Origin of the sequence: Winogradskyella alexanderae, from assembly GCF_020166335.1 — a bacterium.
Lineage (GTDB): Bacteria > Bacteroidota > Bacteroidia > Flavobacteriales > Flavobacteriaceae > Winogradskyella > Winogradskyella alexanderae.
Window position 1 is genome coordinate 1 of the sequence record NZ_JAIUJR010000008.1, and the last position, 16,589, is coordinate 16,589.

Genomic DNA, 16,589 nt, shown 5'->3' on the forward strand with positions numbered 1-16,589 from the left:
TCCAAATTTATTTTGAAAATATTTTCCAAAACAACCACCGGACAACTTTTCCGGGGCGCAAAGATATAAACTTATTAGACTATTTGGAGAAAAATAATTCAATATTTTTCATATAATTTTCCTTTATGTAGTAAGGTGCTACATAACAAGGACTTATAATGCTACGAATGTAATTATTTCAAGCGCCATTAATTGAACGGGTACGAAAATTGAAGTATATCATTTGAAGATTTATACCAAAAAAACAAAAAGAAAGTCAGTTTACTCGGTCCAAAACTCACTAAAGAAAGAAATCCCAAACTAAACCAAAACGTATTGTAAAATCTCTGAACGGATGATTTGGTGCAGAATAAAAATTAAAACCAGTAAAGGAGGAATTGAAATGTTCGGCAATAAAGAAGATTCTTGTTTGCCTTACTTTTGCATTAACAAAGAAATCTAAACGTGGAAAGCCTCCATATTCAGTCTGGTTTTGCGTATAAAATTCTGCAAGCAAGGGGTCATAACCATTCATGTTATATTTGGTAAAATAATTAAACGAAACACCTGTTTGTAATTTCATAGCCCTATTGAATATTTCGTTTGAGTAGTAGAGTGTGTTTCTTGTAATTAAATTGGGTACATTTAACACATCCTCATCGCTAACCACATTTTGATACATAATTGTATTATCTAGAGCAAATTTTCCGAACTTAATCTCTCTTCGCAACTTTAATCTCAGGTATTGAAGAGATCCGCTAAACTGTACAGGTTTTACAACTCTAACCTTATCCACTACATTTTCTAAATTAAAGTATGTATAGTTATCGATATTAGTTAAATCTAGTGACGCATTCAGATATTTCTCTGATTTTAGCCTAAATGAGAATTGTTGAGAATTGACATTATTGAACTTCTCCAAATTGTACCAATTATAATTGATATAATCAGATTGATACAAAAGAAAATTATAATTAGGTAACCTTGAACTAATATTTAAACCACCTCCGAGATTAATATCCTCATTAATATTAATGGATAAGTTTGCATCTATAAAATTTCCACTAAACTCTTCTGATAAATTTATACCTGCACTTCCCTTAAGCAAAAACTGACCAATTTGTTTGGAATAGCCTGTGTTTGCACTAAGAAAATTTGCCTTGATTCTATTTGGTATCAATTCAGAAGCGGTTAAAACCACACTATCATAACCATAATTAATATCTGTAAAACCTAGATTAAAATCTAACTGCCCTAGTAAATCATTTTGATAAACAAATCCTAGTTCTGTGTAAAAATGTTCGATTGTAACCTTATCTTTTATTTGATTTGAAAATGAATCCCCGAAATATCCGGCTACAGCCGTTTGCTGTGTATAGTCATAAAATTTATCTTCAAATGAAATTGTGTTAGTAAGGCTTAATACATTCGAGTCTAAGGAATCTTTCTTTCTTATTAAATCATAAGCATGTTCTAGGTGAAACCGTTTCCCAACTAAAATATTTTCGGCATTTTCAAAGTTTGGATCAAATACAGATCTATCGATAAACTCTTCGTTGCCCGATTCAAAATTTACAAGGTCCTCATCCCTAAGTCCGCCATTTTCTTGATTTAATAAATCTTGCATTACAATATGACCATAGGATCTATATCTATCATTTTTTGACTTATAGTTAGATGTAAACCTAAAATTACCAGTACTAGTAAGTGCGTTTTGATAATTACCTAAAGATCTCAATCCTTTATATGCAATAGAAAAGTTAAACTGTTTTGATAAATTAACGGTTAGAAAGGCATCTAATAACTGGCCTTGCTGAAATGCAGTTTTATAAGTTAACCGCGTCCATGGTGTTGGCACTTCAAAATACTTTATGTCCTTAACTTCAAAATAATTAAAGTGTCTAGCTCGCGCACCAAACAAAGGGAGCGCACTAGTACTTCTTTGATTGAAAGTTAGGGTGTTATATGCCTGACCGATGTTAGCAAAAGGCATTAAGCCAAAATTATCTTTTTGCAAATAATTGAACTTATAGTATTTATCAATTATTAAAGTGGTATCTACTAATGAGGTATCTAATTCCTTATTGTATTGAAGATACATATCTATAGTTGCGACATTTTTAAAGCCCTTTGCACGTCTTACTGCAGAAGTATCCTCTCCAAAAGGATTATCTGGTCTTTGTGAGTTACCAGTACTAAGTTTTGTCTGTGCTATACTATTAGTAACAAAGAAGAAACCAATGAGAAGTAAAACCAGGTATTTCCGAATCATTATACTAATGAACTACAATTCTTTAACGTGCTGTAAATTTAATTATTTAATTAAAGAGACACCTACTCGTGGTCTTAAATAAAGCACAAAAAAAAGACCGCTATAAAAATAACGGTCTTTTAATATGTAAAGTATTATGTATACTAAATACTAAATCCTCCTGATACACTACCTCCAAAGTTAAAGCCACCATCAGATGCTAAAACTTGATTACATCCATTGATTACGCGGAAGGCACTTCCACCGTCACCATATGAATCATTAAGAGTCATGGTGTAAGATCCTGCTCCTAAGGTTACATTTACCACGATTGTAGTAAAGTCATCAGCCGGATTGTTGTAAGGTCCACCAGAAGCAACCACAGCGCCTGAAGAATCTGTTACCGCCCATGACGTTTCGTCTGGCCAGTTATCAGTATCTATTTCAATTGTTACGTTTCCAGCAGTTGCAGGAGGACATAACAATGCAGCGTTGATTGATACTACCGCAGTTTCTGCTATAGTGTCAATATCAGTAGTTGGAGAGAATTCTAAACGAATCTCTTGGAAATCAAAGGTTAAACCAGCTTCATTAACTGTAACCTGAACAGTAGCTGCGTTAGTACCAGCTTCTATCGTAACAGAGCTCGGCGCTGAGTAAGCAGCCGGATCTGCAGTAGAATTCGCTGTAGTTAAGCTAAATGTTCTGTCCGTACCTACTTTGTTTCCAGTAAAAACATTTACTTCTATGGTCTTACTACCTTCACCTACATCAACAGTCTCAGTGATTTCGTTAACACCGAAAGTAATGTAATTTGGTGTTCGGAGTTCTGCTTCTTCCTCACAACCGTAAGAAAGAACCAGTAACCCGATTATTAATAATTTAAAAATTTTCTTCATTTGAGATAAGTCTTTGATTAATTTTAGTTTTGCGTGTTGATATTAGGATTATCTTGGATTTCCCTTGCAGGAATCTCAAAAGTTAATCTGTTATCGTTCCAAGGAATTGGCTGACCAACAAATGATAAGTGGTTAGCACCTCTCACGATAGTTGCCTGATTTCTCTTCATTGCGAAGTAAGACTTACCTTCACCCCACAACTCCCATCTCGTTTGCATGTAGATCTCGTCTTGTAACGCAGCGCCACTTAATGCATCGATGTAAGAAGTATCAGAAATTCTGTTATCAGCTAACAACTTCAATGTAGTTCTTGCTTGAGCATCTAAACCTTGCTTAGCTTCAGCTTCAGCTTGTAACAAAATCATTTCAGCATGACGCATGTAAACGTAATCTGCTTTTACAAGTGTTGATGTACCAAATGGCACACGGTCTGCATCGTACTGCTTAAATAATGGCTGTAAGTAGTTACTACCAGGTGTAGAGAAGAACTGATCTCTTCTAACGTCATCTGCTCTCATACTTAAATAAAGATCTTCATCCATTACTTTTGTGTCACCTACTGCAGCATAACTATATGAGAAGAAGTCAACTTGTCCCCACCAAGATACTAAACCAACTCCAGAGTTTTCGTTGATGTCTACACCCCACATCCAAGATGGGTTGCTTACCTCATTAAAACCACCTAAGATACCGAAAGTATCAGATGTTGGTGGCATTAATACAGTACCTGACTCAACTCTTGCTTGTTGTGCTAAAGTAGCTACTTCATCCCAACGACTTCTCTGTGCAGCAATAGCATACGCTAATATACCTTTTGCAACAGATTGGTTGATTTGAGATTTAGAAGATCTGTTGTAACCGTCTAATAACTCGATTGCTCTATTTAAATCTGCCTCGATTTGAGCATAAACCTCAGCTTGAGTAGATTTTGGTTGCGAACCTGCAGTGTCTGCTAAATAAATAGGTACACATGGTGCATCTGGTGTATAATCATCTCCAAATAACTGCACTAACATAAAGTATGAGTGTGCTCTAGATGCTAATGTTTGTCCTAATAAACCTCTTACATTAGCTCCTTCTGGATCTGCACCTTCACCACCTAAGGTGTTAATTGCTAAGTTAGCATTTAGTACCTGTCTGTAATAGTACGACCATACCTGGAAGTTATCTCCAAAGGTAAAATCCTGTGTACCTTGCATTTCAGTTATTGATGCTCTATACCAGCCATAAACACTATTAGACAATGCCATGTCACTACATAACATATCACTAAATATGTCATAAGCCTTCTGACCAAAATCATCATGGCCACCAGTACCACCAGAACCACTGGTAAACATTACGGTATAGATACCGTCAATAGAACCAGCTACTAAGTCTGGATTTAGCTCCGCCACATCTGCAATCTGATCTGCAGTTATGAACTGACTCGGCTCTCTTTCTAAGAAATCATCGTTACAGCTCTGGAATCCTAAAACCAACATTCCTAAGCCAATAAATTTTAAAACATTTTTTTTCATATCGCTTTTTTTTAAATTAAAATTTCATTCTTAAACCAACTGTGAAAGAAGATAATGGTGCATAGATATTTCTAGCTGTAAAACCACCTTCTCTAACACGTGGATCATATCCTTGTCTTGAAGAGAATAAGAATAAGTTATCCCCTGACAAGAATAAGTTAACATTATCAATTCCTGTCTTGTCTAAAAACTTGCTTGGTAAATTGTAACCAATATTTAAAGAGTTTAAAGCAAAGTAATCTGAACTAATAATAAATCTATCACTCTCACCAACATCCTGAGGTACAGAACCGTTACCTAATAATGGTACATTGGTTATATCTCCAGGCTGTTGCCATCTGTCTCTAATGTCTGCGTGTAACGAACCACTAGCAGTATTAAATCCTCTTTCGAAGAATTCTCTGTAGTTGTTGTCGTATGCGTAACCACCAAACTGATAGGTAAACTGCGCTGCATACGTAAAGTTATGAATGCTACCTTGTAGTCTAAACGCACCTTGTAAATCAGGAATTACAGACTTACCTGTATAGCGTTGCGTTGCTTCATTAAAGTTCTTAGTTACTTGCTTACGAATATTTGCTGTACTACCGTTTGCATTTAAATACGGTGTAAGTGTGTGATCAGGAATACCCTGCTCATTACCTTCTCCATCAAGGAAAGAGTTATTTACAAGTTCTTCTCCTGGATCTAATGCACCATTATCATTTAAATCATCATAGTACTGGTACCACATTGGGAAACCATCTGCTGGATCTACACCAGCATATTCTCTCATGTAGAAATCGAAAATTGATCTTCCAACTTCTAAACCACGAGTTCCGAAGTTTACGAAATCATTTGGAGCACCATCAAACAGCTCTAATAATTCGTTTTGGTAGTGTGCACCATTTACAGCTACATCTAATTTAAAGTTCTCTTTGTTGAAAATGTGGAAGTTTAAATCGAATTCTAAACCTGTATTTCTTAATTCACCGTCATTTACTAACAAATTGGCAGAACCTGTTGAAGGCGATACCGGAATATTAAAGAATAAATTCTCAGTATCGTTTCTATACCAGTCGATACTACCATCTAAGAAATCACCTAGTGTAAATTCTGTACCAAACTGTAATTGTTTCTTTCTTTCCCAAGTTAAATCCGGATTCTGTCTGTCTCCTAATAAAGAGACTGAAAATGCACCATCCAAGTTATCAACTGAGAACTGATCTACACCACTATAGTAACCTTGAGCAGCAACTACACCAGCCTCATCACCAGCTAGACCAACAGATCCTTTTAGCTTTAAGTATCTAATAAAGTCATTATCAGCTAAGAAATCCTCATTAGACATAATCCAAGCACCACCTACAGACCAGAATGTATCCCACTTGTTGTCTGGATCAGAAAATACTGAAGATCCATCACGACGAATAGAACCTGTTAAGTAGTATTTATCATCAAAGTCATAATTTACCTGTGCGAAGTAAGACTCTAAAGATCTACCTTCTTCATAACCACCCGGTAATGACTGATTTATAATGTATTGTGAAAGCTCTAATGCAAATGGCACAACGGCTTTTTCTTTGTTAGCAAAGATAAACTGGAAACTTTGGTCGTTAATTTCGTGTGCTGCTAGAGCCTCGATAGAGTGCTTACCAAAATCTTTTCTATAACGCACAAGCTGCAGTAAGTTTAATGTTTCAAATGTACTGTTTGTTTGACCTAAAGTACCACCTGCAGATAAACCAGGTCCATAGAACTGGTTTGACATTGTTTTACCAATGTTCCCTCTGTACTGGTAACTAAATGCATTTTCGAATGTAAGTCCTTCAGCTATAGTAAAATCTAAATTGAAGTTACCCAAAAATTCATTTCTATCAGAACCATTAAAATCATAAAGCATATTGCCAAATGGACTAACACCATCAGAAGCTGGTCTACCAGGCACTGCACCACCAAAAGTGATTGCACCATAATCAGGAACAAAGCCTCCTAATCTTTCGTCTGGAATTAAGTTACCATCATTGTCTCTTGCGTAAACACCAAATAATGTCGGTGTTTTATCTATAAATTCAAATACCGCAGATGCACCACCAAGCGTTGTACTGTTTCTTGACTCAGCATATAAGTAAGATACATTCGCACCAACTTTTAACCAATCTTTCACTTGTGAAGATATATTAGTTCTTACAGTATATCTTTTATAAGATGAATTCCGGATGATACCATTGTCATCAAGGAAACCACCAGAAACGAAGTATCTTGTCTTATCGTTACCGCCACCAAATCTCACATTAGCTTCGTAACGCTCACCTTCTCTAATTAATAAATCCTGGAAGTTTGTTGGTGTAAACTTTCTTGAAACGCCAGTGAATTGACCAGTTGCCGGATCAATTAATTGATCACCAGGTGCATTCCACATATTATAACGTACAGGAATAATTCCCGTAGGCGCATCAGAGAATAAATTAGCAGATGCAAAAGCATTTGCCTCATCCATACTAAGACCATTAAGAAGCATTTGCTGGTTTCTTGCACCTTCCCAAATCAACTCAATATTCTCCTCTTGATTTCTAATTAATTCGTAACGCGGAATTAGCTGTGCGTTAACACCAGTTTTAACATCCACCTCGATATAGCTCTCAGCAGAAGATCCTGACTTAGTTGTAATCAATACAACCCCATTAGAACCCCTAGAACCATAAATCGCAGTTGCTGTTGCATCCTTCAGGATTACTGTACTTTTAATATCGGTTGGGTTAATAGCATTCAACGTTTCAGTTGCTGTAATTGGCACACCATCTACTACATATAATGGAGAACGGTTACCACTAATAGAACCAAAACCACGAATACGTACAGCTGACACTGTACCTGGTTGACCCGTTGTATTGATTACCTGAACACCAGATGCCTCACCAGCTAACGACTGTGTTACGTTGGCAAAGTTTTTATCTTCAATGTTCTCGGCATCTACTGTGGTCACAGTACCCGCGAATGCTTTTTTGGTTGTAGTACCATAACCTACTACTACAACTTCTTCTAACGCATTCTCTGAAAGAGCTACGTCATATACGTTGCTTGCACCAACTGTAACTTCAGTTGCGTCCATAGCAACATAGGAGATTACTAATACGTCTCCTACTTTAGCTTGAATAGTATATTTACCATCAAAATCTGTTTGAGTACCTCTCGCCGTACCCTTTACAACTACTGTAGCACCAGGAAGGGGTAAACCATCTGAAGCTGTAGTAACTGTACCTGTGACAGTTTTCTCTTGTGCAAAAGAAAATTGCATCACGAACGCCATAAATAGCGTTAATAACCATGTTAACTTTAATTTCATAAAACAATTATTTGAGTTAGTCTAGTTGCAAACATCTTAATTAAATATTAAATAAACAAGTGTTTTTGCCAAAAAAATGTTAACTCAATTGTGATTCTTTCAATGTTGGTTTCTAAAAGTTTTTAAGGCTTTTTCGAGATATTACTCATTCAATAGATACAGGATTTGTAAAAGGGTTGCGTTAAAATTTTAACTTTGTTGAAACTTTAACATTTTGTCCTTAAAAATTCAATTTTCAAAGTTTGATTTAGAATGTGGTACCGACGAAGCAGGCAGAGGGTGTTTAGCGGGCCCTGTCACGGCAGCAGCCGTTATTCTTCCGCATACCTTTAAAAACCATTTATTAAATGATTCCAAACAGGTTTCCAAAGCGAATCGAACACTTTTAAAATCAGTGATCCAATCGGAGGCTACATGTTATGCTGTAAAACATGTTTACGAATCTGAAATTGATAAGGTAAATATTCTAAATGCGTCAATTAAAGCAATGCACCTTTCCATTTCTCATCTTGAAATGGAACCTCAATATATAATTGTAGACGGTAACAAATTTAAACCCTACAAAAACATACCTTATAATACTATTATAAAAGGAGATAGCAAGTATTTAAGTATTGCTGCCGCATCTGTACTTGCCAAAACCTATAGAGATCTATACATGGAAAAAATCCATGACGAGTTCCCTATGTATAATTGGAAAAAGAATAAAGGCTATCCCACAAAAGAGCACAGAGCAGCAATTAAAAAATATGGAATAACTAAATACCACAGAAAATCTTTCAGATTGTTACCAGAGCAATATCAATTGGAATTCTAACTTATTATATTTGTATCAATTTAATTATCCATTATTTAATGAAACACTTTTGTTTTTCGGTTTTGGTCTGTCTGCTCCTCTTTTCCTGCCAAAACAAGTATAATAAAAACATCAAAGCCTTTCATTTTATCCCAGAGGAATCAAGTCTTGTCCTTAAGATAAATTCGTACAGCGAGTTTAAAAATGCTGTTGAAACGAATGCTATTATAAGTGCTATATATAATAAGGACATAAAACCGATCTTAAAAATTACAGATACACTTGTTTCCACCTCACCTATATATGTATCAATTTTAGAAAATGAATTGAATAAAAACCGTTTTGTTATAATAAGTGAGCGAAGTGATTCTAGCTTAACCTCAGATAGCCTGAATGATAGTCGATTTATTATTGAAGAAGGATTAATTCAAAAAACTAGTGTAGATACACTTCAGTTTTATTTTAGGAATGAAAACAATTTAATTCTAGCCTCAAACGATTCTTCGTTATTAAGCAGTCTTCGTATTAAAAAAGAAATAAGCCCAATAAGTGACTTGTTACAGACGACAAACACTACTGCAACTGCCTCAATGGTAATTGACGTATCAAATCCTGATTATTCCAAATTACTTTTTATCGACAGACCTCAAGAAGGTTATCTGACTGTAGACCTAAATATTAATAGCAAAGGAATAACTCATAATGGTATTCTGATTAATAAAGACTCGATTCCAAATGTGCTCAATAATTTTAGGAATACAATTCCCCAAAGAATCAGCTCGCCACAAATAGCGCCAATGCAGACTAGTGAGTTGACAAGTGTTGCTTTTAACGATTTTCCCCTTCTTGATTTAAATACAAATAATGATTCTAGCCAAGTTTTAAATACTACTGAAACATTTCTTAATTATTGTGATGAAATCGCCAGCGTAGATAATGCCATTATATTGCACAGTCTAGATCCTAATTTATTAATGGAATCCATTGACGGTAAATCTTTTGAAGAATCTTTCAGGGAAATTGCTATTTACAACTTTAAAAACCCAGACTATTTTTCTAGTAAACTTAAGCCATTACTTTCTTATAGCAATGCTTCGTATCTATTCTCTAAGGACAATTTTGTGGTTTTTTCCAACTCTATTGAAACTTTAAAAGAAATAATTTCGGACTATCTAAATGGTAAAACCTTGGCCAAGTATGACGCATTTCAAAATATTGAAAAACAATTGAGTGATGAATCCTCTTTATTTGTCTATAAAAATGAAACAAGTTTATCTAAAATTTTTGCAACTGATGTAAAGGATTACCAAGCCAATGCTGTTCAATATGTTTACGAGAATGGCTTTGCCCATGTAAATGGCGTGATACAGAAATTTGAAAAACAAAACCCTTCTAATACTATTTCCGAATTATTTTCTACTGTTTTAGAAAATCAAATTATTGCAGGACCGCAAACATTAGTAAATCATTTAAATAAAACCCGTGACATTGCTGTACAAGATGTAAACAATAATCTTTATCTCATTTCTAATTCAGGAGGTATCCTGTGGAAGAAAAAATTACAGGACAAGATAATCGGTAATATTGAGCAAATTGATATTTACAAAAACGGCAGGCTTCAACTTGCATTTGCAACATCAAAACGTGTTTATGTTCTCGATAGAAACGGTAATGACGTTGGTCCGTTTCCATTAAAATTCAATGACAAAATAACACAGCCTTTATCTGTTTTTGACTACGACAATAAAAAAAACTATAGATTGTTGGTAACACAATCAGATAATTTGCTTATGTATAATACAAAAGGCAAAAGCGTTGTTGGTTTTAAATACAAGGCTAAAGGCGGTACTATTACAACACAGCCTAAACATTTTAGAATTAATAGCAAAGATTACATTGTTTTTGCTTCGGGAGAAGAATTAAAGATTCTGAGTAGACGTGGCTCACTTCGAATTCCAATTACACAGAAGTTTAGATTTTCTGATAACGCTATTTTCGTGTACAAAAACAAATTTACAACAACCAATACCCTTGGAGAACTCATACAGGTAAATACTAAAGGACAGATTACTAGAACAAATCTAAATCTTACAGAAAACCATAAGATAGATGCAACATCAAGAACGCTTGTTTCATTGGATGACAATAAATTAACCATCAGATCTAAAACGGTAAATTTAGATTTTGGAGACTACACACCTCCAAAGATTTTATATCTAAATGATAAGCTGTACATCACAACCACAGACCTGCAATCTAAAAAGGTTTACCTATTTGATAGTCAAGCGGCACCAATTCCTAATTTTCCGGTATACGGAATATCTAGCGCTATTTTAGCCAAACTAGATAGTGACAAAAAATTAGAATTAATTACGCTTAGTGACGCTAATTCGGTCCTAACTTACAAACTGAATTAGGCCTTAAATGTATATCATTTTTAAATATTGGTAGTTTTAGCTATATTTAACCTGTTATTAATCAACTACATAAAGATTTTATAAAATATCAAAGACAACCAAATCTCAAAGTCCCTGAGTCTGTTAAACGCCAAATTTATTTTGGCGTTTTTTTAGTTATCAACCTTTCGTTTTGTACTATTGTAGCCCTTAAATTATTTCAAAAAAAAATGATAAAACGCCAGAAAGCATCAATCAAAAAGTTCATAATTCATAAGGTTGGCAACAAGTTTAATGACACCAAAAACGCCTTTTCGGATAGCACAGTAACATTTGATGAACCCACCTACAATTTAATATTACCTTACCTTTTAAAACCCTTTGCAAGTGTTTCTGAAAGTTATCGGTTTCACCACCACAGCGACATAGGTTTAAACGAAATTAATACATACAGCGACCAACTTTTTAAAAATGAAGGAGAATTTGTAGAAGTGTCAAAACACATCGTAACCCATCTCTATGAGCAAAGTAACTCCGCACAAATAAAAACTGGAGATGTCTTGATTTGTCATTTTGAAAACATACAATACGAAGACTATTTCACCGATGCTATTGGAATTTATAAAATTGAGAATAAGGCTGAATTTTTTCAAACCTATTTAGAATCAGGGAATTATGATATTCTTGTGCAAAAAGGAATTCAAGCAAAAAAAGTAGATAAAGGGTGTTTGGTATTAAACAGCTCTGATACAGAAGGTAAAATAGTACTTAGCGTAGATAATAATACTTATGACACGCAATACTGGACAAAACACTTTCTAAACATAAAATATCCGGACGATAGTCACCAGCACACTAAAAACTGTATTGAGCTTTGCAGAGCGTTTTCAAAAGAAGTACTCCATCCAAATTTTGGCGGTCAGGAACAAAGTAATTTTTTGTCTAAAACCGTTGATTTCTTTAAGGAAAATGAAATAATACATATCGAATCTTTTAAAGAAGAAGTCTTTGGGGAAGAAGATCAGATACAGCTTTTTGAAAATTACAAGAAAGCCTATGAATCTGAAAATAAAATATTAATCCGAAATCAGTTTGATGTTTCAGAACGCGTTTTGAAAAAACAAAAACAAAAGATCAAAACCGAAATTAGGTTAGATACCAATATTCAAATAAAACTTGACATTGATTCACCCAGTGCTTCAACGGAATACTTAGAAAGAGGTTATGATAGCGATAAAAAAATGCATTATTATAAGGTTTTCTTTAATGCTGAGTCTTAATTAACTCAAGATACCCATATAACCAAAAAAATTATCCAAGACTGACCAATATCAATTTATGTCCCCTTTAGGTTTTGTAAATTAACAAGCGAGGGAAATTTGCCCTGGCAAAATTGTGTTTAACGCATAACCATTTCATTATGAGTCTTATATCAGACAATATTATTCCTGGTCCACGAGGCAGAGTTTTTGGTACAGATGCAGTACATAAGAGTGATTTAGAGTCAATAAAGGAAAGAATCCTTCGTCTAGATGGTGTTAAAGCCGTAACAATAAACACGGATGTTTTTCCAAGAGAATTGACGGTATTTGTTTCTAAACTTCTTAGTGTTGAAGAATTAGAAAATTCTGTAAAAAAAACAGGCTTCCATGCTATACCAACAAAAGACTTTGAGGTATAATTGATTGTGGTTCGGCAACCTTATTTCACACAGTAAATATTAATTTTTTTGTGTTAGGCAAAGTGTGCCTCAAATAAATCAGAAAAATGTTTCAGGATTTTTTCTTTTACCAATTCTTCATTGACAAAATCTTCACCCAATTCAACATTTAATGAGGTCACTGCCTTTCCTTTGATACCACAAGGAATGATATTGTCAAAATAACCTAAATCTGCATTAACATTTAAGGCAAAACCATGCATGGTCACCCACCGACTCGCTCTTACGCCCATAGCGCATATTTTTCGGGCAAAGGGTGTTCCAACATCTAGCCAAACACCTGTCTCCCCTGGACTGCGCTCCGTTTGCAATCCATACTCACCCAAGGTGAGAATAATAACTTCTTCGAGAAATCGTAAGTATTTATGAATATCTGTAAAGAAATTGTCAAGGTCTAAAATTGGATAACCCACAATTTGGCCAGGTCCGTGATAGGTAATATCACCTCCTCTATTAATTTTATAAAAAGTTGCATTTTTAGCTTTTAATTGTTCTTTCGTCAACAACAAATTTGTTAAATCACCACTTTTCCCAAGGGTATAAACATGAGGATGCTCTACAAACAAAAAATGATTATCCGTTTCTAAGCCTGCGTCTTCTCTTCTATTTTTAATTTTAGTATCCAAAATTGATTTAAAGAGACGCTCTTGGTAATCCCATGTCTCCTTAAAATCCTTCAATCCTAAATCCTCTAGCTTAACAACTTTATTCATTAATTTTTTTCTGAATTTTCCTTACTTCGAGGTATAACGCGTAAAAATGAAGTGCAAAGATACGGAATTATCTTTCTGGATTATTAAGTATAACCAGTGCTGCAATGACACCTGGAACCCAACCGCAGAGCCAAAGTAAAAAGACAATAAAAATAGAGCCACAACCTTTATCAAAAACAGCTAGTGGTGGACAAATAATGGAGAGTAAAACACGCCAGATACTCATAATTTCGTTAGAAGATTTGATGTTGAAAAATTCAATAAACAGCTATTAAAATTCTATTGAGTTTGCCTTTATAACATTAACATTTTAAAAGCAATATGAAAAAAAACAAAATTCAAATAGGCAAACTCAATAGAACACCTAACTAACTATTATTTTATGAAACACAGAATATCTTTATTCTGTACATATATGACGCAAAGTAACTTAAGATGTTACACTTTGTAATTTCTTCTATTTTAAAGTCCTTAATTTTTCCGTAGTTTCGTTACATGTACAGGTCTTGCTTATTAATTCTTCTGTTTTGGTGTGGCATTATCAATGCACAATATTCCTTTTCCGGATACATAGATACTGAAGAATGGCAAAATACGGTATACTTATCCATAGTAGAAGATTACCGCAAAATCTCTGGAGTATTTTCTGAACAAATCATTGGGAGAGCTTATGCAGACGCGACAGGGTTTTTTGAGTTTAAAGGAGATATGCTAGATGCCGAAAATAGAATCTATCGGATTCATATTGATAAATGCTCAGAAACACAACGAGATATTAACCATTTTAATGGTCGCTGTGATAACAGTTTAGAACTACTCTTCATTGCTAATAATCATGATATTCTAAATCTTCCCTTATCCTTTGGAAACCAAGTTTTTTGTGACATAGAATCTAGCAATCCTAAGGCAAATGCCTTTGTAAAAATAGATTCGCTTAAAGAGGATATGCGTTTCGCTTATGGAGAATACAGAAGCCAAGCCAATAGAAAACTTAACAATAAAAAGTGGTTTAAAACACTTCAAGATTACGGTAAGAAGTTGAATGAGCCATTGGCAGAATTATATATATACAGTTATATTTCTGACAGAAGTAGTGACCTTCATAATTATTATGTTGAAGATCTTAAAAACAATCCATATTATGACAAATTAAAAATAAGACTTCAAAATACTTATCCTAAAGCACCCTATACAAAACAGTATATCAGCGAAATTGAAGCAGATAAATATATGTTAGCTGCTTTTTCTAACCAAGACAGTTATACTCATAATTATCTAATCTATGGATTGCTTTTTACCTCGATTCTTATAAATTTTTATCTCGTTTCGATTGCCATTAAAACAAGAAAAACAAAAACAAAAACTCTGCGTGAAAAACTATCTAAACAAGAACAGGTAGTATTAGATCATTTGCTTAAAAATAAATCTAATAAAGACATTGCTTCGTCACTATTTTTGAGTGTTAGTACAGTAAAAACACACACAAACAATATTTATAAGAAATTAAATGTGCAGTCAAGAGATGAGGCTAAATCTTTGTTTAACAAATAGTTATAAAATTCAAACTAGGTACTAGTACCATTTTCAAACCATCATTCTTTTATTTAAATTGATATAAAATAGATGTTTGTTCCATAATAACTTCTAAATACTTTGATTATGAAACGAACATTAAAGACCTTTATTCTGGTTGTTTTAAGTGTTGTTTTTTTTAATGCTTCAACAGGTGAGACTCCAACTGTAAATGAAAAAGTTGCTGTTCTTAATTTTGAAACCGAAACAATTGATTATGGTACAATAAAACAGAACTCTAATGGACTGCGTACTTTCAATTTTATCAATACTGGTAGCGCACCATTACTAATAACACGCATAAAAACTAGTTGTGGTTGTACTGTACCAAGTTATTCAAAAACACCTATTCTGCCAGGAGAATCAGGTGAAATCTTAATTAAGTATAGCACAAAACGATTGGGTGCATTTACAAAAACTATTACGGTAATTTCTAATGCCAAAGGGGGCAACAAAATCTTAAAAGTAAAAGGCAAAGTTGTAGCTTTGTAATAACCTCAGTGTCAAATTTATAATGTCATGAACATAAAATTAATTTCAGTTGCAGTTGCCATTGCTATCACAATCTGTTTAAATGCACAACGCTTAAATACCGAAATAATAATTGAGGGTCAAGAGCCTTATTTAGTCGGTCAAGTCGATAAATCCGGATTATTAGGAAAAAACTATCGCTCATGGTTTACTGAAAATTATAATAACTACAAACCAAATGATTCATTGATTAATCTCATTGCTCCTGCACTAAAAGAGATAGAAATTAAAATATTTATGGGTACTTGGTGCGGTGATAGCAGAAGGGATGTGCCGAACTTATATAGAATTTTAGAGGCTTGTAATTTTCCAATGAAAAACTTGCTCACTGTGGCTTTAAGTAATGAGGATCATATGTACAAAAAAAGTCCACAACAGGAAGAAGTTGGTTTAAATATTCATCGAGTTCCCACGATTATATTCTATAAAAACGGGAAGGAAATTAACCGTATTGTAGAATATCCTGTAAAAACCCTAGAAGAGGATATTTTAGAGATTATATCCGGAAATGATTACGAATCAAACTATTATATAGTAACGGAGTTAAACCAAATCCTTAAAAAAGAAGGTACAATAGGACTAAAAGAGAAAACGGATCAACTACTCAAAAAATATAAAGGTCAAGTTTATGATGCGTCCGAATTAAATGCATATGGTAAATTATTACTTGATAATAAGAAAATCGAAGAAGGTATTGCGGTTCTTCAATTTAATACATTGTTACTTCCTGAAGATTCGTATACCTTTCTAGATTTAGCCGATATTCTGAGCGATTTAGAAAAAAATGACGAAGCTATTATAGTACTTGAATCTGGCCTTAAAACACATCCGAATGATGAAGATTTAAAGCAAAAACTGAAAATGCTCAATAATAATTAATTTAAACA

At 33.9% G+C, this 16,589-nt stretch carries 13 protein-coding genes; 7 read left to right on the plus strand and 6 right to left on the minus strand.

The window, feature by feature from the left end; all coding sequences use genetic code 11:
- Positions 1–280: 280 nt before the first annotated feature.
- The 4 genes from LBU54_RS11665 to LBU54_RS11680 all read right to left on the minus strand — a co-directional run bounded on the left by LBU54_RS11665 (position 281) and on the right by LBU54_RS11680 (position 7,974).
- Positions 281–2,251, minus strand: a complete 1,971-nt coding sequence (locus LBU54_RS11665; protein ID WP_224529777.1) for a putative porin — start codon at positions 2,249–2,251, stop codon at positions 281–283.
- A gap of 143 nt (positions 2,252–2,394) precedes the next feature.
- Positions 2,395–3,129 carry a hypothetical protein gene (locus LBU54_RS11670; protein WP_224529779.1) on the minus strand — a complete coding sequence of 245 codons (735 nt, stop codon included), beginning with the start codon at positions 3,127–3,129 and terminating at the stop codon, positions 2,395–2,397.
- Between the two features lie 23 nt (positions 3,130–3,152).
- Positions 3,153–4,649: a RagB/SusD family nutrient uptake outer membrane protein gene (locus LBU54_RS11675; protein WP_224529780.1), complete on the minus strand. Its 1,497-nt coding sequence runs from the start codon at positions 4,647–4,649 to the stop codon at positions 3,153–3,155.
- Between the two features lie 16 nt (positions 4,650–4,665).
- On the minus strand, positions 4,666–7,974 hold the full coding sequence (locus LBU54_RS11680; RefSeq protein ID WP_224529783.1) for a SusC/RagA family TonB-linked outer membrane protein: 3,309 nt from the start codon (positions 7,972–7,974) through the stop codon (positions 4,666–4,668).
- A 214-nt stretch (positions 7,975–8,188) separates the two neighbouring features.
- Here LBU54_RS11680 and LBU54_RS11685 point away from each other — a divergent pair, with 214 nt between their 5' ends.
- The 4 genes from LBU54_RS11685 to LBU54_RS11700 all read left to right on the plus strand — a co-directional run bounded on the left by LBU54_RS11685 (position 8,189) and on the right by LBU54_RS11700 (position 12,847).
- Entirely contained in the window at positions 8,189–8,791 is a 603-nt protein-coding gene (locus tag LBU54_RS11685) for a ribonuclease HII (RefSeq protein WP_224529808.1), read from the plus strand.
- Between the two features lie 38 nt (positions 8,792–8,829).
- Positions 8,830–11,187, plus strand: coding sequence for a hypothetical protein (locus LBU54_RS11690; protein ID WP_224529811.1), 2,358 nt, complete (start codon positions 8,830–8,832; stop codon positions 11,185–11,187).
- Between the two features lie 209 nt (positions 11,188–11,396).
- A complete protein-coding gene (locus LBU54_RS11695) occupies positions 11,397–12,446 on the plus strand; it encodes a nucleoid-associated protein (protein ID WP_224529813.1) in 1,050 nt (349 codons plus the stop codon).
- Between the two features lie 140 nt (positions 12,447–12,586).
- Positions 12,587–12,847 (plus strand): heavy-metal-associated domain-containing protein, encoded by a 261-nt coding sequence (locus LBU54_RS11700; RefSeq protein ID WP_224529816.1) that lies wholly within the window; start codon positions 12,587–12,589, stop codon positions 12,845–12,847.
- 53 nt (positions 12,848–12,900) lie between these two features.
- Here LBU54_RS11700 and lipB read toward each other — a convergent pair whose 3' ends face one another.
- Positions 12,901–13,599 carry a lipoyl(octanoyl) transferase LipB gene (gene lipB, locus LBU54_RS11705; RefSeq protein WP_224529819.1) on the minus strand — a complete coding sequence of 233 codons (699 nt, stop codon included), beginning with the start codon at positions 13,597–13,599 and terminating at the stop codon, positions 12,901–12,903.
- Positions 13,600–13,666: 67 nt separating this feature from the next.
- On the minus strand, positions 13,667–13,825 hold the full coding sequence (locus tag LBU54_RS11710; protein ID WP_224529821.1) for a YqaE/Pmp3 family membrane protein: 159 nt from the start codon (positions 13,823–13,825) through the stop codon (positions 13,667–13,669).
- A gap of 269 nt (positions 13,826–14,094) precedes the next feature.
- Here LBU54_RS11710 and LBU54_RS11715 point away from each other — a divergent pair, with 269 nt between their 5' ends.
- The 3 genes from LBU54_RS11715 to LBU54_RS11725 all read left to right on the plus strand — a co-directional run bounded on the left by LBU54_RS11715 (position 14,095) and on the right by LBU54_RS11725 (position 16,581).
- Complete coding sequence (locus tag LBU54_RS11715; protein ID WP_224529823.1) at positions 14,095–15,150, plus strand: response regulator transcription factor; 1,056 nt, start codon at positions 14,095–14,097, stop codon at positions 15,148–15,150.
- A gap of 108 nt (positions 15,151–15,258) precedes the next feature.
- Positions 15,259–15,663 (plus strand): DUF1573 domain-containing protein, encoded by a 405-nt coding sequence (locus LBU54_RS11720; RefSeq protein ID WP_224529826.1) that lies wholly within the window; start codon positions 15,259–15,261, stop codon positions 15,661–15,663.
- Between the two features lie 27 nt (positions 15,664–15,690).
- The gene (locus tag LBU54_RS11725) at positions 15,691–16,581 is read left to right on the plus strand and encodes a thioredoxin family protein (protein ID WP_224529829.1); all 891 of its coding nucleotides are present in this window, start codon (positions 15,691–15,693) and stop codon (positions 16,579–16,581) included.
- Positions 16,582–16,589: the final 8 nt, after the last annotated feature.